Annotated in this window: 23 protein-coding genes and 1 tRNA gene; 13 read left to right on the forward strand and 11 right to left on the reverse strand. The window is 64.2% G+C overall.

What is annotated here, in order from left to right:
* Positions 1-49: 49 nt before the first annotated feature.
* The 3 genes from leuD to ABFX56_RS03965 form a co-directional block, all read right to left on the reverse strand.
* On the reverse strand, positions 50-664 hold the full coding sequence (gene leuD, locus ABFX56_RS03955) for a 3-isopropylmalate dehydratase small subunit (RefSeq protein ID WP_346231969.1): 615 nt from the start codon (positions 662-664) through the stop codon (positions 50-52).
* A complete protein-coding gene (gene leuC, locus ABFX56_RS03960) occupies positions 664-2,169 on the reverse strand; it encodes a 3-isopropylmalate dehydratase large subunit (RefSeq protein ID WP_346231970.1) in 1,506 nt (501 codons plus the stop codon). The genes leuD and leuC overlap by 1 nt, the downstream gene beginning before the upstream one ends.
* 97 nt (positions 2,170-2,266) lie before the next feature.
* The gene (locus ABFX56_RS03965; protein ID WP_346231971.1) at positions 2,267-3,271 is read right to left on the reverse strand and encodes a TerC family protein; all 1,005 of its coding nucleotides are present in this window, start codon (positions 3,269-3,271) and stop codon (positions 2,267-2,269) included.
* Between ABFX56_RS03965 and ABFX56_RS03970 the strand changes: the two genes are divergently transcribed.
* Both ABFX56_RS03970 and ABFX56_RS03975 read left to right on the forward strand, forming a co-directional pair.
* Entirely contained in the window at positions 3,266-3,400 is a 135-nt protein-coding gene (locus ABFX56_RS03970; protein ID WP_346231972.1) for a hypothetical protein, read from the forward strand. The two genes, ABFX56_RS03965 and ABFX56_RS03970, sit on opposite strands and share 6 nt — an antisense overlap.
* 43 nt (positions 3,401-3,443) lie before the next feature.
* Positions 3,444-4,106, forward strand: coding sequence for an O-methyltransferase (locus ABFX56_RS03975; protein ID WP_346231973.1), 663 nt, complete (start codon positions 3,444-3,446; stop codon positions 4,104-4,106).
* 173 nt (positions 4,107-4,279) lie between these two features.
* Here the strand turns inward: ABFX56_RS03975 and ABFX56_RS03980 are convergent.
* The 3 genes from ABFX56_RS03980 to ABFX56_RS03990 all read right to left on the reverse strand — a co-directional run bounded on the left by ABFX56_RS03980 (position 4,280) and on the right by ABFX56_RS03990 (position 7,622).
* Positions 4,280-4,352 (reverse strand) — tRNA-Glu (locus ABFX56_RS03980).
* A 13-nt stretch (positions 4,353-4,365) separates the two neighbouring features.
* Entirely contained in the window at positions 4,366-5,328 is a 963-nt protein-coding gene (locus ABFX56_RS03985; protein WP_346231974.1) for a diacylglycerol kinase family protein, read from the reverse strand.
* Between the two features lie 173 nt (positions 5,329-5,501).
* Entirely contained in the window at positions 5,502-7,622 is a 2,121-nt protein-coding gene (locus tag ABFX56_RS03990) for a heavy metal translocating P-type ATPase (protein ID WP_346231975.1), read from the reverse strand.
* Positions 7,623-7,681: 59 nt separating this feature from the next.
* Between ABFX56_RS03990 and ABFX56_RS03995 the strand changes: the two genes are divergently transcribed.
* The gene (locus ABFX56_RS03995; RefSeq protein ID WP_346231976.1) at positions 7,682-8,320 is read left to right on the forward strand and encodes an MBL fold metallo-hydrolase; all 639 of its coding nucleotides are present in this window, start codon (positions 7,682-7,684) and stop codon (positions 8,318-8,320) included.
* Between the two features lie 5 nt (positions 8,321-8,325).
* Here the strand turns inward: ABFX56_RS03995 and ABFX56_RS04000 are convergent, their stop codons facing one another.
* Positions 8,326-9,063 (reverse strand): SDR family NAD(P)-dependent oxidoreductase, encoded by a 738-nt coding sequence (locus ABFX56_RS04000; protein WP_346231977.1) that lies wholly within the window; start codon positions 9,061-9,063, stop codon positions 8,326-8,328.
* 429 nt (positions 9,064-9,492) lie between these two features.
* Between ABFX56_RS04000 and ABFX56_RS04005 the strand changes: the two genes are divergently transcribed.
* Complete coding sequence (locus tag ABFX56_RS04005; protein WP_346231978.1) at positions 9,493-11,145, forward strand: thiamine pyrophosphate-binding protein; 1,653 nt, start codon at positions 9,493-9,495, stop codon at positions 11,143-11,145.
* A 206-nt stretch (positions 11,146-11,351) separates the two neighbouring features.
* Here ABFX56_RS04005 and ABFX56_RS04010 read toward each other — a convergent pair whose 3' ends face one another.
* On the reverse strand, positions 11,352-12,338 hold the full coding sequence (locus ABFX56_RS04010) for a LysR substrate-binding domain-containing protein (protein WP_346231979.1): 987 nt from the start codon (positions 12,336-12,338) through the stop codon (positions 11,352-11,354).
* A 427-nt stretch (positions 12,339-12,765) separates the two neighbouring features.
* Between ABFX56_RS04010 and ABFX56_RS04015 the strand changes: the two genes are divergently transcribed.
* From ABFX56_RS04015 to ABFX56_RS04055, 9 genes are all read left to right on the forward strand, one after another.
* Complete coding sequence (locus ABFX56_RS04015) at positions 12,766-13,977, forward strand: FAD-dependent monooxygenase (RefSeq protein ID WP_346231980.1); 1,212 nt, start codon at positions 12,766-12,768, stop codon at positions 13,975-13,977.
* A 5-nt stretch (positions 13,978-13,982) separates the two neighbouring features.
* Positions 13,983-14,606 (forward strand): NADPH-dependent F420 reductase, encoded by a 624-nt coding sequence (locus tag ABFX56_RS04020; RefSeq protein WP_346231981.1) that lies wholly within the window; start codon positions 13,983-13,985, stop codon positions 14,604-14,606.
* 198 nt (positions 14,607-14,804) lie between these two features.
* On the forward strand, positions 14,805-16,004 hold the full coding sequence (locus ABFX56_RS04025) for an ABC transporter substrate-binding protein (protein ID WP_346231982.1): 1,200 nt from the start codon (positions 14,805-14,807) through the stop codon (positions 16,002-16,004).
* Between the two features lie 5 nt (positions 16,005-16,009).
* Positions 16,010-16,804, forward strand: a complete 795-nt coding sequence (locus ABFX56_RS04030) for an ABC transporter ATP-binding protein (RefSeq protein WP_346231983.1) — start codon at positions 16,010-16,012, stop codon at positions 16,802-16,804.
* The gene (locus ABFX56_RS04035; RefSeq protein ID WP_346231984.1) at positions 16,804-17,559 is read left to right on the forward strand and encodes an ABC transporter ATP-binding protein; all 756 of its coding nucleotides are present in this window, start codon (positions 16,804-16,806) and stop codon (positions 17,557-17,559) included. The genes ABFX56_RS04030 and ABFX56_RS04035 overlap by 1 nt, the downstream gene beginning before the upstream one ends.
* Positions 17,556-18,416 carry a branched-chain amino acid ABC transporter permease gene (locus tag ABFX56_RS04040; RefSeq protein WP_346231985.1) on the forward strand — a complete coding sequence of 287 codons (861 nt, stop codon included), beginning with the start codon at positions 17,556-17,558 and terminating at the stop codon, positions 18,414-18,416. Before ABFX56_RS04035 ends, ABFX56_RS04040 begins: the two co-directional genes overlap by 4 nt.
* Positions 18,413-19,534 carry a branched-chain amino acid ABC transporter permease gene (locus ABFX56_RS04045; RefSeq protein ID WP_346231986.1) on the forward strand — a complete coding sequence of 374 codons (1,122 nt, stop codon included), beginning with the start codon at positions 18,413-18,415 and terminating at the stop codon, positions 19,532-19,534. Before ABFX56_RS04040 ends, ABFX56_RS04045 begins: the two co-directional genes overlap by 4 nt.
* Positions 19,535-19,541: 7 nt before the next feature.
* The gene (locus ABFX56_RS04050) at positions 19,542-19,715 is read left to right on the forward strand and encodes a hypothetical protein (RefSeq protein WP_346231987.1); all 174 of its coding nucleotides are present in this window, start codon (positions 19,542-19,544) and stop codon (positions 19,713-19,715) included.
* Positions 19,703-21,145 (forward strand): FAD-binding oxidoreductase, encoded by a 1,443-nt coding sequence (locus tag ABFX56_RS04055; RefSeq protein WP_346231988.1) that lies wholly within the window; start codon positions 19,703-19,705, stop codon positions 21,143-21,145. The genes ABFX56_RS04050 and ABFX56_RS04055 overlap by 13 nt, the downstream gene beginning before the upstream one ends.
* A gap of 12 nt (positions 21,146-21,157) precedes the next feature.
* Here the strand turns inward: ABFX56_RS04055 and ABFX56_RS04060 are convergent, their stop codons facing one another.
* From ABFX56_RS04060 to ABFX56_RS04070, 3 genes are read right to left on the reverse strand one after another with little or no spacing between them, the layout of a single operon-like run.
* Positions 21,158-21,892 carry an alpha/beta fold hydrolase gene (locus tag ABFX56_RS04060; protein WP_346231989.1) on the reverse strand — a complete coding sequence of 245 codons (735 nt, stop codon included), beginning with the start codon at positions 21,890-21,892 and terminating at the stop codon, positions 21,158-21,160.
* A gap of 2 nt (positions 21,893-21,894) precedes the next feature.
* Positions 21,895-22,218, reverse strand: coding sequence for a biotin/lipoyl-containing protein (locus ABFX56_RS04065; protein WP_346231990.1), 324 nt, complete (start codon positions 22,216-22,218; stop codon positions 21,895-21,897).
* A complete protein-coding gene (locus ABFX56_RS04070) occupies positions 22,211-23,188 on the reverse strand; it encodes an alpha-ketoacid dehydrogenase subunit beta (protein WP_346233143.1) in 978 nt (325 codons plus the stop codon). The genes ABFX56_RS04065 and ABFX56_RS04070 overlap by 8 nt, the downstream gene beginning before the upstream one ends.
* Positions 23,189-23,213 lie beyond the last annotated feature (25 nt).

Raw genomic sequence — 23,213 nt, forward strand, 5'->3', positions numbered from 1 at the left:
TCTCCCGCCTTTTGCGCATCCTTCTGCTGGGCATCCGTTGTCAATGAATTCACTCAGTCACCGCTGCCTGTTGCGCGGGTTGTGTCCGCGGTCGCCAATGTTCTCTGCGGGACTCGAAACTCGTGATCTCGGCCTCGCTCTTCAGGGTCAAACCTATGTCATCCAGCCCTTCCAGTAGACGCCATCTGGTGTAGTCGTCGATTTGGAAGGGGACGGTGACCTCGCCGACGGTCGCCGTTTTGGCGACGAGGTCGACCGAGGCGCTGATGCCGGGGTTCGCCTCGATGAGCGCCCACAGGGTTTCGGTGTCCTCCGGGGTGATCTGCCCGGCGAGCAGCCCCTGCTTGCCGGAGTTGCCGCGGAAGATGTCGCCGAACCTCGGGCTGAGCACTGCCTGGAATCCGAAGTCGCGAAGCGCCCACACCGCGTGCTCGCGGCTGGACCCGGTACCGAAGTCGGCTCCGGCGATCAGCACGGTGGGGTTCTGGTAGGCGGGCTGGTTCAGGATGAATTCCGGATCCTTGCGCCAGGCGAAGAACAGGGCGTCGTCGAAGCCGGTCTTGGTGATCCGCTTGAGGAATTCAGCCGGGATGATCTGGTCGGTGTCGACGTTGTTGCGCCGGAACGGCACCGCGATTCCGGAGACGGTGGAAACCTTGTCCATCAGAACGTGCCCCCCTGCGCGGCAGTGCCGGAGGCGAACCGCCCGTCGCGGGGATGCAGGTCGAGGACTTCCGGTGGCGTGAGCGCGCTGGACGGGTCCCAGCCCTCGATGTCCCACGGGCTCGAGAGCGTGCCGCGCACCGCGGTGGCTCCGGCCACCAGGGGCGACACCAGGTGGCTGCGGCCACCCTTGCCCTGCCGGCCTTCGAAGTTGCGGTTGGAGGTGGAGGCGCACCGCTCTCCGGCTGCAAGCTGGTCGGGGTTCATGCCCAGGCACATCGAGCATCCGGCGAACCGCCATTCGGCGCCGAAGTCGAGGAACACCCGGTCCAGGCCCTCGGCCTCGGCCTGCAGTCGAACCTTGGCGGAGCCCGGGACGACCATGACCCGCACGTCCTCCGCCTTGTGGTGGCCCTTGACCACGGAGGCGAACGCGCGCAGATCCTCGATGCGGCTGTTCGTGCAGGAACCCATGAAGACCACGTCGACCTTGATCTCCTTCATCGGCGTGCCCGGCTTCAGGTCCATGTAGGTGAGGGCGCGCTCTGCGGAGGCGCGCAGGTTGGGGTCGGCGATGCTGGCGGGGTCGGGAACGCGGTCGCTGAGCAGCACGCCCTGGCCCGGGTTGGTGCCCCAGGTGACGAACGGCTCGAGCTCGCCGGCGTCGAGGTACACCTCGGCGTCGAACACCGCGTCGTCGTCGGTCTTCAGGCTGTTCCAATAGGCGAGTGCGGCGTCCCAGTCCTCACCCTTCGGCGCGTGTTCGCGGCCCTTGAGGTAGGCGTAGGTCGTCTCATCCGGCGCCACCATGCCGGCGCGGGCGCCCGCCTCGATCGACATGTTGCAGATCGTCATCCGGCCCTCCATGGAGAGGGCTTCGATGGCGCTGCCACGGTATTCGATGATGTAGCCCTGGCCGCCGCCGGTGCCGATCTTGGCGATGATCGCGAGGATGATGTCCTTGGCCGTGACGCCGGGACGCAGCTGGCCGTCGACGGTGATGCCCATGGTCTTGAACGGCTTGAGCGGCAGCGTCTGGGTGGCGAGCACGTGCTCGACCTCGCTCGTGCCGATGCCGAACGCGATCGCGCCGAACGCGCCGTGCGTGGAGGTGTGGCTGTCCCCGCACACCACGGTGATGCCCGGCTGGGTCAGTCCCAGTTGCGGGCCGATGATGTGCACGATGCCCTGGTTCTTGTCGCCGAGGGAGTGCAGCCGGATGCCGAATTCCTTGGCGTTCTCCCGCAGCGTTTCAATTTGGATGCGGCTGGTGTCATCCGCGATCCGCTTGTCGATGTTGATCGTGGGGGTGTTGTGGTCTTCGGTGGCGATGGTGAGGTCGGGGCGGCGCACCTGGCGTCCGGCGAGCCGCAGGCCCTCGAACGCCTGCGGGCTGGTCACCTCATGGAGCAGATGCAGGTCGATGAAAAGGAGGTCGGGCGATCCATCGGTGCCCTTGACGACGACATGGTCGTCCCAAACCTTTTCCGCCAGCGTCTTACCCATGGCTATACCCTTCCCTGCCGGTGAAGCCTTCGAAAGCGGGCCCGTAGTTCTCAGCCGCGCGTGTCGCCATTCTACGTTGCGGCGGTGGGGACGGCTCTCAGAATTCGGCGGCCGTGTCACCTCGCCGCGCCTCGAAACGTGCGCGGATCAGGCTCGCGACGGTGGCGAGGGCCATGGTGCCCAGGATGACGAACAGGGAGGTCAACGTTCCGATTTCGGGTGCCCAGTCGATCGGCTGGCCGTTGTTGATGAACGGGAGTTCGTTGACGTGCATCGCATGCAGCACGAGTTTCACGCCGATGAACGCGAGGATGATGGCCACTCCGTGTTTGAGGTAGTGCAGTCGTTGCAGCAGACCGCCCAGGAGGAAGTAGAGCTGGCGCAGCCCCATCAACGCGAAAATGTTGGCGGTGAACACGATGAAGGGACTCTCGGTGATTCCGAAGATCGCCGGAATGGAGTCCAGGGCGAACAGCAGGTCGGTGGAACCGATCGCCAGGAACACGATGAGCATCGGGGTGAACACCCGGCGACCATCGACGACAGTGCGCAGCTTGCTGCCCTCGAACGTGTTGCTCAGCCTGACTCGACGGCGGATACTGCGGATGAAGAAGTTGTCCTCGCTCGCCCCCTCCTCCGGCTCGCCGGCGAACACCTGCCGGTACGCGGTGACCAGCAGGAACGCGCCGAACAGGTAGAAGATCCAGCTGAAGTTCTGGATCAGTTGCGCCCCGAGGAGGATGAAGACGCCGCGCAGCACCAGAGCGATGACGATACCGATCATCAGCACTTCCTGTTGCAGCTTCGCCGGCACCGAGAACCGGGCCATGATGATGACGAAAACGAACAGGTTGTCGATGCTGAGGCTGTATTCGGTGAGCCAGCCGGCGACGAACTGGCTGGCGTGTTCCGCATCCCCGATCACGAGCATCAGCACGGCGAAGACCAACGCCAGCCCGACGTAAAAGCCCACCCAGACGGCACACTCCCTGAGGCTGGGCACGTGCGGGCGGCGGATGACGAGCAACAGGTCCGCGGTCAGAATCAGCAGCAGGACGACCATCGAGCCGATTTCGAACCAGAACGGGAGAGCGAGGTGCATGGGAGCCTTTCAGGCGGAATCGGCGGGCGCGCGTGGAACCCGAAAGTCTCTCCCGCGGCGGCTCTGCTGGCCGTCGCCGTCGCATCCGGGGCACCGATGCTGCTGCCCGTCCTGACGGATGCGATGTGATGGGATACTCCCCTTCGCTTGCGCAATGTTACAGGATGAGAGCATGAGCGAATCGTGGACAGTAGTCGATGCCTATCTGAACGGTGTGCTGATCCCGGATGACCCTTCCGGGCAGTCCGCACTTGAGGCGAACGCCGCAGCCGGTTTGCCGGCAATCGACGTCACACCCACTCAGGGCAAGCTGTTGCAGCTGCTGGTACGGATCGGCGGCGCCCGTCGGGTGCTGGAGATCGGCACGCTCGGCGGTTACAGCACACTGTGGATTAGCCGGGGCCTGGGCGACGGTGGCCTGGTCACCTCCTTGGAAGTCAACGCGAAGCACGCCCGTGTGGCCCGCGCCAACCTGGACGCCGCCGGGGTCGGCGATCGGGTGACCATCCGCATCGGTCCGGCGTTGGAGAGCCTGGCGCGGCTGGTCGATGAGGGCGAGGAGCCGTTCGACTTCGTCTTCATCGACGCCGACAAGCGCAATAACGCCCGCTATCTTCGGTGGGCGCTGAAGCTGACTCGCTCCGGCAGCGTGATCGTCTGCGACAACGTCATCCGCGGCGGCGATGTCGCCGATCCGGATGTCACCGACCCGGATGTTGAGGGCACCCGGGAGTTCCTCGAGGCGGTCGGCTCCGAACCGCGCCTGGATGCGACGGCGTTGCAGACCGTCGGGGCGAAGGGCTGGGACGGCTTCGCGCTGGCCGTGGTGCGTTAGTCGCGTACGCAACCGAGGGAATACGGGCGACACGCCGGCTTTCTGGCCGGTTTTGCCGGTCGTGTCGCATTCCACCCTCGATGGTGTACCGCAACCACGACCAGCCTGGCTGCCGCCAGACGGCTCCATGCGAAAAGCCCGGTTGCCAACGAACGTTGGTAACCGGGCTAGCGTGACCCCAACCGGATTCGAACCGGTGTTACCGCCGTGAGAGGGCGGCGTACTAGGCCACTATACGATGGGGCCGTGAGTGGACAACTCATCGAGTATGCCACACCGCGGCGGGGCTCACCAAACGGCGCGGCTTCGGTGCTGGCGCCAACACGCGCAGCGCACCGGGAACGACCTCGACCTCGACCGGCAATGCCGACACTCGCTCGCCGTCGGCGTAGGCCACGACACCAGCCGCCTCGATGAGGATGCGACTGGCCCGGTGGATCGACACTCTGGGGTCGGTGACGTGGGTGCCCGCGAACACGCGGGGGAAGATTCGCAGGAACGCGATGCGGGACATCGGCTGCACCACGAACACGTCGAGCAGGCCGTCGTCCAGCCGCGCTTCCGGCGTGATCAGCATGCCGCCGCCGAACGAGGTGTTGTTCGCGACGGCCACCAGCAGCGCGTCCGTCACGGTGTCGACGCCGTCGAGCACAAGCCGGTAGCGGATCGGCTTCAGCACGGCGAGCTCGAGCAACAGTGCGAGGTTGTAGCGGCTACGGCCGCGCGGCCAGCGCATCCGGTTGGCGCGTTCGTTGACGATGGCGTCGAAACCCGCCGACAGCACCCCGGCGAACCACATGCGCTCCTTACCTTCCCGCACCACGGTGGCGGCATCGACCACCCGCGGTGGACGGCGGATCGCCTCGAGCAACGCGGCGACTGCTGCCGCGGGATCGCGGAGCGGGATGCCGAGGCCCCTGGCCATGTCGTTGCCGGAGCCGGACGGGACGATGCCCAGCGGAATCCCGGTGCCGGCCAGCGCATTGGCGGCAAGGCCCACCATGCCGTCTCCGCCGACCACGACCAGGGCATCCGGCTTCGGGATGATCGCCGCTTCGACAGCCGCGACGAGGTGTAGGTAGTCCGGCTCGGTCAGCGCGACGACGTCGTGGCCGGCTGCGCGCAGTTCCGCGATGACCATCGGCCCCACGGTGCGGCTCTTGCCGAAACACGCCTCGGGATTGACGGCGACGACAATGTGCAGCGTCTCCGTCGTCGTCATGACTCGATTATCCCGGTATTACGGCGCCCTCTTTCCCCCGCGCGCTATCCCGTCCCATCCCGCCCATCCCGTTTCAAGGAAAAACCGACACGTTCGGGCCTGGCCATCGGGGAATCCGGGGGTTGAGGACAGTAACTCCGTGAAATGGGATGGGCTGGGATGCGGGCGGATGCTCAACGAATGCCGAGCTTGACCCTCCGCAGCAGCTGCGCGTTGAGCGCCACCACGATCGTCGACAGCGACATCAGCACCGCGCCGACGGCGGGTGAGAGCAGGATGCCGGCCCCGGATGCGACGCCCGCCGCCAGCGGGATCGCGACCGCGTTGTAACCGGTCGCCCAGAACAGGTTCTGCTGCATCTTGCGGTAGGTGGCGCCCGATAGCGTGATGGCGTCGGCGACGCCGCGCGGGTCGTCCGACGCAAGGACGATGCCCGCCGACTCGATCGCCACATCCGTGCCCGCACCGATGGCGATGCCGAGGTCGGCCCCGGCCAGTGCCGGCGCGTCGTTCACGCCGTCGCCCACCATGGCCACCCGCGCGCCCTTCTGCTGCAGCCCGGCCACGACAGCGCCCTTGTCACCGGGGAGCACTTCGGCGAACACCTCGTCCAGCCCGAGCTGTGAGGCGACCCAGCTGCCCACCTCGTGGCTGTCGCCGGTGAGCATCGCCACCCGAATGCCGCGCCGCTTCAGGTTGTCGACCGCTTCTTTGGATTCGTCACGGATGACATCCGCCAGCGCGATGACGCCCAGCACGGTGTCCGCCTCGAGCAGGAACACGGTGGTTTTGCCCTCGGCAGCCTCCCGGCGCACCGCGTGCACCAGCTCGACATCGAGTCTGAGAGCGCGCTCGGTCACGACCCGCTGGCTGGCGACGGTGTACCTGCGACCGTCCACCTCCGCCTCCACGCCGCGGCCGGTGAGGGAGGTGAACTGGGTCGCACGCGCCACCGCGATGCCTCTGGATGCCGCCTCGCCGACGATCGCTTGAGCCAGCGGATGTTCCGAACTGGCCTCCACCGCTGCCGCGAGCGCGAGCACTTCGTCGGCGTCACGACCCTCGGCTGCGACGACATCCGACACGCCGAGGCGTCCGCGGGTGAGCGTGCCGGTCTTGTCGAACAGAACGACATCGACCCGGCGGGCCTCCTCCAGCGCGACCCGGCTGCGGATGAGCAGGCCGTGGCGCGCCGCGAGAGCGGTCGAGATCTGGGCCACGAGCGGGATGGCGAGACCGAGTGCGTGCGGGCAGGCGATGATAAGCACCGTCACGACGCGTTCGAGCACGAAGCCGGGATCATCCGGTCGGATCAGCCACCACGCGGCCAGCGTGAGTGCTGCCGCGGCCAGTGCCACGTAGAACAGCCACGCGGCCGCCCGATCGGCGAGGATCTGCGCCCCGGACTTGCTGGCCTGCGCTTCCGCAACCAGGCGCATGATTCCGGCGAGCGCGGTCTCGTCGCCGATCTTCGTCACTCGCACGGTCAGCGCACCGCTGCCGTTGATGCTGCCGCCGATGACGGTGGCCCCGCCAGACTTGGCCACTAGGGAGGACTCCCCGGTGAGCAACGCCTCATTCACCTCGGATTCGCCGTCGACGACTTCGCCGTCCACGGGTACGCTGGCTCCCGGCTTCACGAGCACGAGGTCGCCGACCGAGAGTGCGGACACCGCCACGGTCATGGTGTGGTCGCCGTGCAGTAGCTCGGCCTCATCCGGCAGCAGCTTGGCGAGCTCGCCCAGTGCATCCTGCGCGCCCATGATGGCGGACATTTCGATCCAGTGGCCGAGCAGCATGATGGTGATGAGGCTGGCCAGCTCCCACCAGAAGTCCATACCCTTGAGACCCAGGGTGACGGCGGCGCTGTAGCCGAACGCGACGACGATGGCGAGCGAGATCAGGGTCATCATCCCCGGCTGCTTGGCCCGCAGTTCCTGGATGCCGCCCTTCAGGAACACCGTGCCGCCGTAGAAGAAGATCGCAAGCCCGAACACCGCCGGAAGGTATTCACTGCCCGGGAACCGCGGTCCGCCGAGACCCAGGATGTCTTGCAGACCGTGCGAGAAGACCAGGGTGGGGATGGTGAGCAGAAGACTCAGCCAGAACTTACGCTTGAACGCGGCGGGGTCGTGGGCGGAATGGTCGTGCCCGGCGTGCTCGTGCCCGTGATCGTGCTCGGCGTGCTCGTGCTCGGCGTGCTCGTGCTCGGCGTGCTCGTGCGCGGCGGGGTCGTCTGGGGGCGCTTCCTCGGTAGCGCGGGCGTCGGTGTGCTCATGAGCCATGTGATCCATCCCCCCAATGTACCCCCAGGGGGTATGTTGAGACAAGCCTCCCGTCGTAGGCTCGCACCATGAAGATCACAAAGCACGAACACGCCTGTCTTCAGGTCGAGAGCGCTGGCAACACGCTGGTCATCGACCCTGGATCGATGACCACCGCGTTAGTCGGGTTGAAGAACGTGGTTGCCGTGGTGATCACCCATCAGCACGCCGACCACTGGACTCCCGAGCAACTTCATCGCATCTTGGAAGACAACAGTGCAGCGGTGATTTTCGGCCCTCCCGGCGTCGCAGCGGAGGCATCCGGATTCGACGTGACGGTGGTGAAGGACGGCGATGTGATCGATGTCGGCCCGTTCACGCTCCGGTTCTTCGGCGAAAAGCACGCGGTGATCCATTCCTCGATCCCGGTTGTCGACAATGTCGGCGTGCTGGTGAACGGTCAGTTGTACTATGCGGGCGACTCGTTCACCATCCCGGAGGGTGTCGCCGTCGACACGGTGGCAGTGCCAGCCGGCGCACCCTGGATGAAGATCGGCGAGGCGATGGACTACCTGCTTGCGCTGAAACCGCATCGCAGCTTCCCCACCCACGAGATGGTGCTTTCCGTGGCGGGCAAGGGACTGTCGAATCAGCGGCTGAAAGAAGTCACCGAGGTGAACGGCGGCGAGTACTTCCCGCTCGAGCCAAATGAGTCCCTCGACCTGTAGGCGATTTAGCCCGCGGTGTAACCTCCGTCGACGACGACCTCTGATCCGGTCATGAACGAGGACTCATCGCTGGCCAGGAACGCAATGACGTTCGCGACTTCTTCTGGTTCTCCGAGTCGGCCCATCGGGGTAGTGCTCGTCAGATAGTCACGGTCCGTGTCTCCGAGGATCGGCGTGTTGATGTAGCCGGGGTGAACGGAGTTCGCCCGCACGCCCTTCTTCGCCCAGCCGAGCGCGGTGTTCTTGGTGAGGATGCGCACGGCACCCTTCGCTGCCGCGTAGCTCGGGCCGCCGAGCCCGCCGACCAGGCCGTACATCGAGCTGATGTTCACCACCGACCCGTTGCCGGATGCTTGCAACGCTTCGCTGGCCGCCTTCATCCCGAGAAACGCGCTGGTCTGTGTGACGGCGATGACGTTGTCCCAACTGGCCAGCGAGGTCTCCTCGATCGGCAAAGTATCGCCAATTCCAGCGTTGTTGACCAGGGTCGTCAAACCGCCGTAGGTCTTGACGGCCTCGGCGACCGCGTTGTTCCAGTCGTTTTCGTTAGTGACGTCGAGGTGGATGTACGTTGCCGTGCCACCGCCGTCAACAATCTCCTGTACGACGGCCCGGCCGGTGTCGTCCTGAATGTCGGCAATCACCACATTGGCGCCACCGGCTGCCAGAAGCTTCGAGGCTGCCTTCCCAATTCCGCTTGCGCCTCCGGTGATGAGTGCAGTTTTTCCTGTGAAACGAGCCATTTTGGGTTCCTCTTTTACTCTCTGCGTTTTTACTCTCTGCGTTGTGCTTTCTTCACGATCCGAATGAATCGATTATCTATGCAAACGCATTGAAATGTGAAGGTATTCCCAACGCGACATCATGGGATGTCGCTCGGTCATGTGGAGAAGCGGGCACCGCCGAGAAGCGATCGGCTCGGCCTCGATGAGAATCAACGGTGAGCGACAGAACACGCTCAACCGCCGCGGACCATCCGAGACCTCCGTGGTGCGCACTGCCGCGTAAGGATCGCAACGCCTTCTCCAGTAATTTGCGGGGCTATACTCGCGCTTGTCGAGGTCGGCCATCGCTGACCGGGTGCTCGAAAAATGGGCACCAAGCCGAGCCACACGGTCGCCGCGAGACATATATACGGAATTTGTCCCGTCACTGTCTTGAAAGGCTTCTGCATGCCCACTGTTTCCGCTCACGTCGCCATCACCCTCGCTCGCCACGTCAACCATGTCTTCGGCGTGATTGGGAACGGCAACGCCTACTTCCTAGACGCGCTCGAACGCGAGACATCCGCCTCCTACACCGCAGTCAGGCACGAGGGCGGCGCAGTCGTCGCGGCCGACGCTTTCCACCGGGCCGGCGGGGGCCTCGCCGCGGCGACCGCCACCTACGGTGCGGGCTTCACCAACACCCTCACGGCCCTCGCCGAGGCCGTCCAGGCGCGGGTGCCCCTGGTGCTGGTTGTCGGCCACGAGCCGACATCAGGACCCCGACCCTGGGACGTCGACCAGATCGCCCTCGCCTCGGCGGTCGGCGCGCGCACATACACAGTCGGACGAGCGGATGCAGCGGCGACAACCGTCATCGCCATCGAGCATGCCCTCTCCTACCGGGTGCCCACGGTTCTCGCGATCCCCTACGACCTAGCTTCCCTCGACGCCGGCACCGTACCGTTTGTCCCCGAGCCGCAGGTAGGCATGCCTCTCACGGCGACCGGCGCTTCCGCCACGAGCGCCGTGAGCGAGGCAGCGGCTGCACTTGCAGGCGCCGACCGGCCGTTCCTGCTAGCCGGGCGGGGCGCTTGGCTATCCGGGGCGGGTGAGGCGCTGGGCGCCCTCGCCGAGGCCGCCGGCGCCATCACCGCGTCAACTGCTCTCGGCCGCGCCATCTTTCCCGATGCCCGCTACGATCTCGGCGTAACCGGCGGGTTCGGCGCTGAGGCCGCCATGGCACTCATCCACGAGGCCGATGTCGCGGTGGTGTTTGGCGCATCGCTGAACCAGTTCACGATGCGCTTCGGCGACCTTTTCTCCCCCGGCACACGCGTGATCCAGGTCGATGTCGCGCCAATGGCGACCCATGCCCATGTCGGTGGCTACATCCGCGGCGATGTCGCCGCCGTGGCCCACGCCCTCGTCGCCGAACTCGACGCTCGAGGGGCAACATCGAGCGGATGGCGCGAGTCGCTGGATCTCTCCACGATCCGCGATCGCGACCAGGGCAAGCCCCTTGCAGACGACGGCCGCCTCGACCCACGCTCGGCGGCGGGACGCATCGGCGAACTGCTGCCGCCCGACCGCGTGGTCGTCTCCGATGGCGGCCACTTCATCGGCTGGGCGAACATGTACTGGCCGGTCGCGTCGCCCGATCGCATGATGATGATCGGCACCGCATTCCAGTCGATCGGCCTCGGCTTTCCCAGTGTCGCGGGGGCAGCTATGGCAAAGCCCGAGGCAACGATAGTGCTGACCACCGGTGACGGCGGCGGCCTCATGGCGCTGGCCGACCTAGAGACAGCGGTGCGGGTCGCGGGCGGACGCGGGCTCGCCGTGGTCTGGAACGACGCTGGCTATAGCGCCGAGGTCACCTTGTACGGACTGAAAGGCCTCGCTGACGGGCCAATGCGCATTCCCGAGGTGAATTTCGCGGCGCTCGCCACTTCCGTCGGTGCCGAAGGTGTCATCGTGCGGGAGCTTGCCGACTTAGATGCGCTCGCCGAGTGGGCTAACCGTCCCGCCGCCGAACGTCCGTTCCTGCTGCTGGATCTGCGCGTCTCGGAAAGCGTCATCGCACCGTATCAGCACGAGATCATCCGCGTGAATAGCTGACGCCGGAACGGGCGTCGGCGAGTACCCTCCGGGATAGCCGCTTCACTCGACGCGCTCGTCGACGAGGAGCCTGCTCGTGGCACTGTGGGATCAGTTCGCCGGTTTGGGTCGCTCGCGCGGCGCCTGATCGACACGACCAATCAGCGATCTGCGGGCATATGGCGGGTGATATCCGATGGAGGGGCGCGCCGCGCATCGCTCGCTCCTCAATCGGATGGCAGGACTACAGGAACGGTGCGGATGCTGCGCGGCCCGTCCGACGTGGCTTGATTCGAAACGACATCGTCGCGGCTGTAACCTCCGAGTTTCTCGACCGCGAAGTCAAGCAGGGCGACGGCGCGCGATGTGAGGATCATGTCCTCGGGCCAGATCGCCACGACATGGGCGGACGTTGCGGGTGGGTCGAGAGGTCGAACAGCGATCGGCCGACCCTCGATGCTCACCGGCAGCACGTTGGGCCGCGACATGAGCAGCCCGTAGCCAGCACCGCGACCCACGAGCGCCTCGACGAGAATCACCTGAGTGACCCGAGCGTCAATCCTCGGCTTGAGGCCCCGCGCGGCGAATGCCTCGACTGTGTATGTGAGGATGTTCGGCAAATCGTAGTGGATGAGTGGCTCGTCGGCGAGATCGGCAAGGTCCACCGTGCCGCTAGCGGCAAGCGGATGGTCCGGATGCAAGTGCGCTTCAAGCTGGGCCGCGTAAATTTCGCGGCGCTGGTAGCCCTCGGGCAGGAACATATCGTATACGAAGACAACATCAAGGCGACCTGCCTGAAGTGCTGGGAATAAGTCTTCGTTGGTGCCAACCATGGTCTCGAGGTCCACTCCGGCGTGTCTCTGTGAGAAGCCTTCGAGCAGCTCCGGCACAACGCTCGACGCAAAGCTCGCAAAGCAGCCGAACCTCACGGGGCCCCGCAACTCCTCTCCCGCGCGAGCGTCCAGGACGAGCTCACGGGTGTCCGCAATGATTCGTCGGGCCCGCCGTGCAAAATGTTGGCCTGCTGGAGTCAGTGCCAGACCCCGTGCCTTGCGACGAACGCACAGCTGTTCTCCGACAGTTTTCTCGAGCCCCGTGACTGCCTGAGACAGCGCCGATTCAGAGATGTACAGGTGTGCCGCCGCTGCACTGAGCGTTGTGAAATCTGGCAGGGCAGCGAACAGTTCGAGTTGCCTCAGGCTCACATCAGCCATGCTTCACCTCAGTGTCTACAAAGCCTACTTAAGAAACACAGAACTACATTGGAGTACTTCTGAACTTTACCTTAAACATGGCCCACCTCATGATGGAAGCCAAGACCCGCGCTCGTGACAAGGACAACGTTGACCTCGACAGCCGCTAACCGCACCATCCCATCGCACAATCACCACCCAACAGTGTCGGGTTGCACGGGCGACTCTCATCGGCACCACGATCGAGTGGCACGACTTTCTTCCTCGCGGCCGCTCTCGTTGACCCGGCCGCGACGCTGTGCTTGGGTGACCCCCGCGGCACCCCGCTCGGCGCGGAACACCCGGCCGAGCAGGCAATTGACGCCAGGGTGTCCGGCTCAGGGAGCCTCCGCAGGGACATCACAGCGAACCGTTAGTGCAAGTGCTGCGCAAGATAGAAGGAGGAGCGATGGTAGATAAATCCACCAGGATAGCGGTCATCGGCGGGGGGATGGGCGGGCTCATGGCCGCGATTGCGCTGACGAGAATCGCCGGTGTCCAGGTCACGGTGTTTGAGCAGGCAAGAGTGCTGGGCGACGTGGGCGCGGGCGTCACTGTCGCCCCGAACGGCGCGCGCGTTCTCGACAAGCTCGGCATCCTCGAACCGGTCAAGCGCACAGGCGCGACCCCGGACGGACACGGCGTCTATCAGGACGCCATGGGCAATCTCGTGGCCGAAGCAGCGTGGGAAGACTCAGCGAAGCAGTATCAAAATATCGGCATGTACAGGCCCGACCTGGTCAACGTCCTTGCTTCGGAGGTCGCGGCCGACACGATCCGCCTTGGCCATCGGCTCACGTCGATTCACCCGCTGGATAAGGGGGTCCGGGTGGAATTCGAGAACGGCGTACAGGACAAGTTCGATGCGGTGGTGGGCGCAGACGGCATCCACTCGGTGGTGCGTGATTCGTTGATGCAACCCCCGGACCCGATCTACTCCGGATTCGTTGCATATCGTGGAGTACTCGACGCGACGCTCCTCCCCAAAGACTGGCCCATGATCAGTCAGGTATGGATGGGCGAGGGAAAGCACTTCATGTGCTACCCACTTCAGCAGCGCAAGCTGTTCAACTACATCGGCTTCGTACCGAGCGACAGACCGCTCAAGGAATCCTGGTCAGCTCCGGGGGACAAAAACGAACTCGCCGCCGAGTTTGAGGGTGAAAAGTGGGCACCGGAGCTACGCCATTTCATCCAACTCATCGACAAGACCTTCTGGTGGGGCCTCTACGACCACGAGCCCCTCACCAACTGGTCGCGAGGGCATGTGACGTTGCTCGGCGACGCAGCACACACCATGCTTCCGCACGCAGGCCAGGGTGTGAACCAGGCAATCGAAGACAGCATTACCCTTGCCTTCTTTCTCAGGGAGACCGAAGCCGTCGACGACATCGCGGAAGCCTTCAAACGCTATACCGCCGTTCGCATGCAACGCACGGCAATTCTGCAGAACAGCTCCCGCAGAAGCGGCTCCCAGTTCGACGCACAGAATGAATTCGAGGACATCAGGAAGCGTGATGCTGACTTGCGCGCAGGACGCGATTTCCGCCGAAGTGTGCTCTTCGATTTCGACGCGGTGGCAACCGCCGAACGGGCACTCAAACGATTCAGGAGGATCTAGTTCACATGACATCGATCAGCATCATTGGCTCCGGCAAGATGGGCTCGGCAATTGCCGAAGTATCGGCGCGAGCCGGAGCGAGTATCCAAATCATCAGGCGCAGGGCGGGGGCTGGCTCGTCCCCGGAGCGTTCGGATGCGAAGTATGGCGTGGTCGGCGATGAGCTTACAGGCGACATCGTTGTCCTAGCAGTTCCATATGCGGCGTACCCGGACCTACTCGACCACTATCGGGATCGACTCAGCGGCAAGGTCATCATCGACATCAGCAACCCCATCGATTTCACCACATACGATGAACTTCTGGTCCCGGCAGACTCCTCCGCCGCAGTCGAACTCGCCAAGCGCCTCCCTGTAGGCGCGACCGTCCTGAAGGCGTTCAACGTCAATCTCGGTGACACGCTCAGCTCCGGCACCAATGGCACAACGCGCACGACGGTTCTGTTCGCCGGAGACGATCCAGAAGCGAAAATCGCACTCACCGCCCTCATCGAGGCGGCAGGACTCCGGGCGGTCGACGCTGGCCCTCTTTCACGGGCGAGGGAGCTTGAGTCACTGGGCTTTCTTCAGATCATATTGGCAGCGATTGGGAAGACGCGCTATGAGTCAGGATTCGCTTTGCTGCCGTGAGCGCCAGCAGCTGTATCTCGGTGATCGGCATCGGAGGGGCTGTCTCGGGACTACAACTATCCAGCGAAGGATGAACTGAAGAACCAGATTTGGGAATTCATCGAAGCGAAGAAGGAGGTCCGCAACTCGTTAATCTCCATGGCATAGCGCACGACGAAGAAGTCCAATGTTGATCACTAAGTAAAAGAGGAACAGTTCATGAGAAAACGAGCCAGGCTCGGTGCGTTGTCGATCGCACTTGGGGCGTCTTTAGTGTTGGCAGCGTGTAGCGCGCAGGCAACATCACCAGGAAGTTCACCCGGAACGTCGTCCGGCAATGACCACTCGGAAATCACCATCGGCGTGATGACCTCACTCACCGGCGGATACAGCGTGCTCGGCGGCTTCGTCAAGAACACGATCGCCCTATTCGCCGAGCAGGCCAACGCTGCGGGCGGCATTGACGGACACAAGGTCAACGTGGAATACGTCGATGACCACACCGATCCAACCCAGGCGGTGACGGCGCTGCGCACCTTGCTGGCGAAGAAGCCGGTTGCCATTGTCGGCCCGATTCTGAGTTCGTCGTGCGGCGCCATCTTGGACGCCGTCGACCAGGCCAAGATCCCGATGATCACCACGTGCGCGACCGACTCCCAGGTCGAGCCGATCCACAAGTACACCTTCATGGCTACCCTGCCCACCCCTGGAATGGCCGAAGCACTGACGGACTATTTTAAGAGCATCAATAAGGAAAAGGTCGGGCTGCTTTATGACTCGGCTGACTTCGGTCAGTCTGGCTTCAAGGCGCTGAAGAAGCTAGGCACGGCAAACATCGTCGAGAGCGCGTCGTACCAAACGTCGTCCACGACTTTCCTGCCCCAGTTGACCAGCATCACGAAGAGTGATGCCGATGCCTTCGTCGTCTGGGGAGCCGGCCCGCCACTCGTGACGATTGCGAAGGAGTACTCGCAGCTCGGCTCGGATGTTCCCATCGCCTTCCCCGGATCGGCAGCAACACCGCTGTTCCTCGGTCCGGCCGGTGCGGCCGCGAACGGAGCGGTGATGGATTCGAGCATTGCAAACGTGATCGATCAGGTTCCGGACACCAACCCGAGCAAGGCCATCGTTCAAAAATTGGCGAAAGACTATAAGGCCAAGTACAAGTCGGATATGTCGCAGTTCACGGCTGATTCGTGTGGTGCCTGGTCGGTCATTGCCAACGGGATCAAGCTCGGTGGCACGGATCCGGTCAAGATCCGCGATGCTATCGAAAGCAACCCGACGGTCGGTTGCCATGGTACTTACAAGTACTCGGCCACGGACCATCGTGGGCTCACCGCGGCGGACGTCTGGGTTGTCACCGATCAGGACGGCAAACTGACGGCGACCGATTACAGCATCAACAAGGCGAAGTAGCGCCTGTGTCCAGCGATCAAGGCACGGAGCGTCGCACCTCGGTACTGAGGATTGAAGGTCTGACCCGGTCGTTCGCCGGTGTCGTCGCAGTGGACGGAGTCTCACTCGAGGTCACGGCGGGCAGCCTGGTTGGGATCCTGGGACCCAACGGTGCCGGAAAGTCGACGCTGTTTCATCTGATCGCTGGACATCTGCGTCCGGACGGAGGTCGGGTTTTCATCGGAAATCGCGATGTGACCCGCCTCCGTCCGTATCAACGCGCCGCCCTGGGAGTCGGTCTGGTCTTCCAGAAGCCGCGCCTGTTCGAGGGGATGACCGTCTTGCAGAACGTCATGGCAGGACGGTATCTGAAAGGCAATGCTGGGATGTTCGCATCCGCGTTGCGGTTGCCCCTGCATCTCCGTGACGAGGCGAACGCCGAGCGGGCGAGCCGGGAACAGCTCGCGAGGTTCGGCGTCGCCGACCATTACACCGATGATATTGTCGACGGCTTGCCGTTCGGGGTGCAGCGCCGGGTTGCCGTCGCCCAGGCGTTGGGGGTTGCCAGCAGTGTTCTGCTCCTCGACGAGCCCGCCGCCGGCCTGACGGGCAGCGAACGGGGCGAACTTGCCGGGTCGATTGCGGCGCTGAAGACTGAGGGAATGTCTGTTCTTCTGATCGAACATGATGTACGGTTCGTGGCGAGCATTGCGGACTCTCTGCTGGTGCTCGATCGCGGGTGTGTCATCGCCAAAGGCCCGGTGAGCGATGTTCTCGCAGACCCCAAGGTCATCGAGGCTTATAGCGGAGTCGGTGTCTGATGCTGAACGTCGAGAATGTTGTGGTTCGGTACGGGGCGCTGGAGGCGCTCCATGGTGTCAGCATCGATGTACCCTCAGGGGAGTTTGTGGCAATTCTCGGCAGAAACGGCGCGGGGAAGAGCTCGCTCGTCGGTGCCATCTCGGGGATGTTGCCATTGTCCGCCGGCTCGGTGCGCCACGACGGGGAAAGGATCGACGGCCGCGGTCCGACCCACGTGGTGCGCGACGGCATCGCAGTGGTCCCCGAGGGTCGCCAGCTTTTCGGCACGCTCACCGTGTCGGACAATCTGCGGCTCGGCGCCTATGGGAAGACGGCCCTTGGCCTGGGCGGCTTCGTGCGCTCCTTGCTCCCGAAGCAACCCGCGGTCGAGGCTTCCGTCATCCGAGTCTTGGACCTGCTTCCGGAGTTGAAGGAACTGCTCGCACGGGAAGCGGGAACGTTGTCCGGCGGCCAGCAGCAGATGGTTGCGGTCGGGCGGGCGCTGATGGCGGATCCGAGCGTGTTGCTGGTCGACGAACTCTCCCTTGGACTGGCACCGATAGTTGTACACCGACTCTTGGAACACTTGGAGTCGCTGAATGAGAAAGGGATGAGCATCGTACTCATTGAGCAAAACATCACCTTGGCCCTGCGCGCCTCGAGGACCGCTTACGTGCTTGAGGGCGGTGTCGTACGGTTCTACGGTCCGAGCGCGGAGTTGGCCCGTGACGGCAAAGTCCTGACCGCCTATCTCGGCGTCGAGGCAGCCGCATGATCAGCGGCCTGTTGCAATCGCTCTTCACCGGGCTGGCGCTCGGCGCACTGTATTCCATCGTCGGAATCGGCTTCGTGATCATCTATCGCGTCACGGGAGTTGCAAATCTGACTCAAGGCGCACTGGTCGCACTCGGGGCCTACGTCATGTCCAGCGTGACCGGAATCCTGCCGTGGGGAGCGGCCATCCTGGTCAGCTTACTGGTCACGGCCGTCGCGGCCGCTCTCGTCGGATTCGTGGTGCTGACGGGCCGTGCCTTGGGACACCACGCGCCTCTGATCATGACACTCGGGCTGGCGATCGCGTTCCAAGGCGTCTTCATTTTGCTCTGGGGCGACCTCCCGGTTTCGTACCCGCCGCTGATGTCCAAGGCGTTCAAGGTGGGCGGTGCCTTTGTGTTGCCTCAGCAGCTTCTCCTGCTTGGCGTTGTCCTGGTCTTGTTCATCCTTCTGCAATTGTTTTTCTCGAAGTCGTATCTCGGGAAGGCGCTCACGGCGGCATCCCTGAACCCGCACGCCGCACAACTCGTCGGAGTGGAACTCCTCAAGATGGGCACGATCGCATTCGCCGTCTCCGGCGCGGTCGCGGGCCTGGCGGGAGCGATATTCGGCGCGTTGGTACCGATGACGCCCGAAGCTCACATTGCGATCGCGATACCCGGGTTCGCAGCCGCGGTCATCGGCAACATGCATTCGCCCATCGGCGCCATGATCGGTGGACTCCTGCTCGGGCAGGTGACGAGTGCCGTTGCCGTTTTCGGGCTTCCGGAATACCAGCAGGTGGCTGCGCTCGGGGTCCTTATCCTCGTGCTACTTGTGAGAGCTGCGCTCGTGCGACGCGGAGGTGAACTCGCGTGAGCGATTCGAAGATGAAAATCGATCGTCGACGCGTCGAACTGTGGCGCGGCCCATTAGCCGTTCTCGTGATTATCGTCGTGGGCCCGCTCATTCTGCCGGAGGGACTGATCGGCGTCGGAGCCCTGTGCGCGCTCTACGTCATCGCGGGCGTCGGCCTTCAACAGATGATGGGCTACACCGCGCAGGTTTCGTTCGGTCAGGGCGCATTTTGGGCGATCGGCGCGTACGGGGTGGGCATTCTGACCGTCAAGGTGCATCTGCCGGTTGTGCCCGCGATCATCATCGGCGTACTCATCACCGGCTTCGTGGCGTTCGCGATCGGCTGGCCGCTCACTCAGCTGCGCGGACACTACCTGGCTGTAGCTACTCTGGCGCTGGCGATGATCGTAGCGGACCTCGCCAACAACCTCATCGATTTCACCGGAGGAAGCACCGGTCTTCCGGGTGTCCCCGCGCTCACCTGGTTCGGCGAGCCTCTTATCGGGACCTCGTTCTACGTGGTCTGTTGGGCGATCGCTCTAGTCGTATTGGTCGTGGCGTCGAATCTCTCGACGAGCCGGACCGGCCGGGCATTCCGCGCGGTGGGTCGCGACGACAGCGGAAGCCAGGCGCTGGGCATCCCATCGGCCGCCTACCGACTTCGGTCATTCATCTTCGCGGCGATGCTCGCCGGCGGCGGCGGAGCGCTGTATGCCACCTATCTCGGCTTCCTCTCCCCTGACGCGTTCAGCGTTCAGCTCTCGGTGCTCCTCCTCATCATCGTCGTCGTCGGTGGCCTGGCCTCACCGTACGGGGCGTTGCTCGGAGCGGTCGTGGTGACCGCATTGAGTCAATGGCTCAACGCCGTAGCAAGCGATCCGGCGGTACCGGTTGGCGTCGGCTCTGCCCTGGACCCCCTCTTGTACGGCGGTGCCGTGTTTCTCATTCTGCGGTTTCTACCCAACGGCCTGCAGCCGTTGTTGCGGCAGGTCACCGGCGCAGTAACGACGGGAGTGAGACGCCTACTGGGGCGGGGTACCGGACCCGACAATCACCATGACGGGAAGAGCGACGTCGGCTCCGTCGCCGAAGCCATCGTGGCCGAGGCCGACGCACCCGCGAGCATCGCGAAGGAGTGACCACGAAATGACACCCAGCCCGAGCACCAGCGACGCCAGGAACGCGGAGGACGTCATCCGGTTCCACACGAGCGGGGCCGGCGCGGTCGAGTTCGTGACGCTCGAGTCCACGCCAAGACCAAACCGCCGTCACGTCGGCCGGTTCCCTGGCAACACGGGACGGACTAAATGGACGTCGTAACGCAGCTGACCGAGGCCCTGCCCGGAAAGGTCGAGACCGCTCCGGCCACCCTCGAGCACTACCGCCGAGACCGATCGGGCCATGTCGCGGACGGGCTACCACTGGCCCTCGTCCGGGCAGCTTCCATTGACGACGTGCGAATCACCTGCCGCATCGCGTCGGCGACGGGAACACCGATCGTCAGTCGCGGTGCGGGGACGGGGCTCGCCGGCGGCGGAATTGCCGGGGCCGGAGAAATCATCCTCTCCACGGAAGGTATGACGCGCATCCTGGAAATCTCGCCAGCAAACCAATACGCGGTCGTGGAACCGGGAATACTCAATGGGGACCTGAACCGGGAACTCCGACAGCACGGACTGTGGTGGCCGCCGGATCCCGCGAGTAAGGACATCTCCACGGTCGGCGGGAATATCGCGATGAATGCCGGCGGCCTACTGTGCGCAAAGTACGGCGTGACACGGGAAGCCGTATTGGCGCTCAAAGTCGTCCTCGCCGACGGCCGCTTGATCTCGGTCGGCCACAAGTCGGTCAAGGGTGTGACCGGTTACGATCTGTGTGCGCTGATGATCGGCTCCGAGGGTACGCTCGGCGTGATCGTGGAATGCACGCTCAAGCTACGCCCGGTCGTGACGGGAACCGTGGTGACCATCGGCGCGTTCTTCGACTCGGTCGATCTCGCCGCAACGGCTGCGGCCCGTATCACGGCCGCCGGCCTGCAGCCGGCCATCATGGAAATCCTTGACCAGAGGACGCTCGACTGCGTCAGCCGATTCACCGGCAACGACCTGATCAGCAGGGGGAATTCCTACTTCCTCGTGCAATGCGATGGACACGCATCGGCCCAGGAGTCGAGCGCCGTCCTGGGCATCATCACCGACGCGGGAGGGACCGCTGAGGAGACGACGGACCCAATCGAGTCCGAGCGCCTGGTCGACGTGCGGCGGCAGGGGTTCCCGGCGTTGGAGGCGATGGGAACCATGCTGGTTGAGGATGTCGCAGTGCCGCGCGACCGAATGTCGGCCGTCTTCCGGAAGATCACCGAACTCGAGGGCAAGTACGCGATCACGATTCCCACCGCGTGCCATGCGGGGGACGGCAACCTCCATCCGTGTTTCGTGTTCCACGGCGATACCGTCCCGGAGGAGGTGTGGCACGCTGCCGAGGAGCTGTTTACGTTCGTACTCACGCTCGGCGGCACGCTATCTGGCGAACACGGTATCGGCGTGTTGAAGAGACGCTGGCTGCGGGATGAGCTCGGTGACGACCAACTCGAAATTCAGAAGCAGATCAAGGCCGTGTTCGACCCGCAAAACATCCTGAATCCCGGCAAAGTCTTCGACCCCGCGATGCCGGTCGCGAACGGCGTGGTCGACGCGACCGTCGGTGGGCTGAGGCGAGAACAAACCTTGTCGAGGCACGCACGGTTGTGAGAAGGCCGGTGCTTAGTCGAGGAAGGCCAGCGCCGCCTGTTTGAAGGATCGGGCACTCAGCGTGTTCACGTGGTTTCGGCCCGGGATGGACACGAATTGGGCGCCCAACACGGCGGCCAGGATCGCCGCGCCCCCGGCAGCGGTGTCGGCCTCACCGGCCACCACGAGAGCGCGCTGCGCCGGCGGGGTCGTCCTGAGGCCATGACCGCTCAGTCCTTCGACGCAGGAGAGCAGGGCCGCGGCATCGGCACCCGGCAAGGACATCGCACCGCTGAGAAGTCTCATCGCCAGCGGATCATCCACGGGCGTCCCGTCCTGGAGGAATGATCGAATGGAATCCACGTTCCAGCTCTGGAACAACTCCTCCGTGCCGATCCCGCCCAGTACCAGACGCGCCACGCGCTCGGGAGCCGACCGCGCGATGTCCAGTGCGATCCGGCTTCCCAGCGAATAGCCCACGACGTCGACGGTCGACAGGCCAACCATGTCCATGACGGCGACGACGTCGGCAGCCATGAGCTCCAGTGAGTAGGCGGCCGGTTCAGCGGGTTTGCCACTCATCCCATGGCCGCGGAGGTCCAACGTAAGAACGCCGCTCTGGGCCTCGGTCAGGGCGCGCACCCAGCCCGTGTCGACCCACGTCACCTGAGCATTGGAGCCGAATCCGTGCACCAGGACCACAGGACGAGGCCCGGCCGACCACTGAAAACGGATCGCGACGCCATCGGGACCGCTCGTATCCGGCATCGTCAGTCTTCTGGCGGCCGCAGGCGGACGCGATGCGCGGACTCTTTCTGAACCGGCACCGTGCCGACAATACCGGCTTGGTCATCATCGAATTCCAGCGTGATGAGCGGCTCGCCGACGTTCACGTGCCCGCCTGCCTCGGCATGAAACCGGGCCACCGTACCGGACTGGGGTGAGGGCAGCTCGACCGCGGACTTCGTGGTCTCGACCTCGACGAGCGCGTCGCCGCGTTCGACTTGATCGCCAACCGACACCAACCACTCCAACACGGTGGCGTCCAGAAGACCCTCGCCCAGGTCCGGCAGAATCAGTGTTATTTCAGCCACGTCGATACTCCAATACGCGTTGAACGGCCGTTAAGATCCGGTTGACGCTTGGTAAATACTGGTCTTCCAACGCTCCGGACGGGTAGGGCACGTCGTACCCGGCGACTCGTTGCACGGGCGCGCGCAACGAGTCGAAGCAGCGCTCGGTGATGATCGTGCTCACCTCGCCGCCGAGGCCACCGCTGAGTGGTGCCTCGTGCACGACTACGGCCCGTTTCGTACGGCTCACGGACTCCTCGAGGCCGGCCGCGTCGATCGGTTTCAACCAGCGCAGGTCGAGAACTTCGATCTCGACGCCGTCCTCCTCGGCGAGCTCGGCCGCCCGCAAACACTTCGCGACCATGGCCCCCCATCCGATGAGGGTGACGTGCTTGCCCGAGCGCACTACTCGGGACGTGCCGATGGGCAGATAATCGGAAATCGGCACGCCGGGTTCGAACGCGGCCTTGTTCCAATAGCGCGCCTTCGGCTCCATGAAAATAACCGGATCCGGATCCGCGATGCTCTGTCGGAGCAACTGGTACGCCTCGTTGGGAGTCGAGGGAGACACGACCTTCAGCCCGGGGACATGGGCCAGCAGCGATTCCAGGCTCTCACCATGGAATTCCGGCGCCCGGATGCCGCCGAAACTCGGCAGGCGCACCGTGATCGGCATGGGTGCGGCGCCGCGCGAGCGATAATTCATGCGTGCCATCTGAGTGATGATCTGGTTTATCGCCGGGTAGGCGAATCCGTCGAATTGGATTTCCGGGATGGGCCGGTATCCGTGCAGAGCGAGGCCGACCGCCATGCCGATGATGCTCGCCTCCGCCAATTGGGAGTCAAATACCCGCTCGATGCCGAACTTCGCTTGCAGGCCATCGGTCACGCGGAACACGCCGCCGAGTTTCGCGACGTCCTCCCCGAAGACGAGCGTGCGGTCGTCCTCGGCGAGCGCATGCTCCAACGCGAGATTCAGGGCGACCTGCATGCTCACGTCCGTCGATGGAGTCGTC

Origin of the sequence: Parafrigoribacterium mesophilum (assembly GCF_039652555.1) — a bacterium.
Taxonomy (GTDB): domain Bacteria; phylum Actinomycetota; class Actinomycetes; order Actinomycetales; family Microbacteriaceae; genus Parafrigoribacterium; species Parafrigoribacterium mesophilum.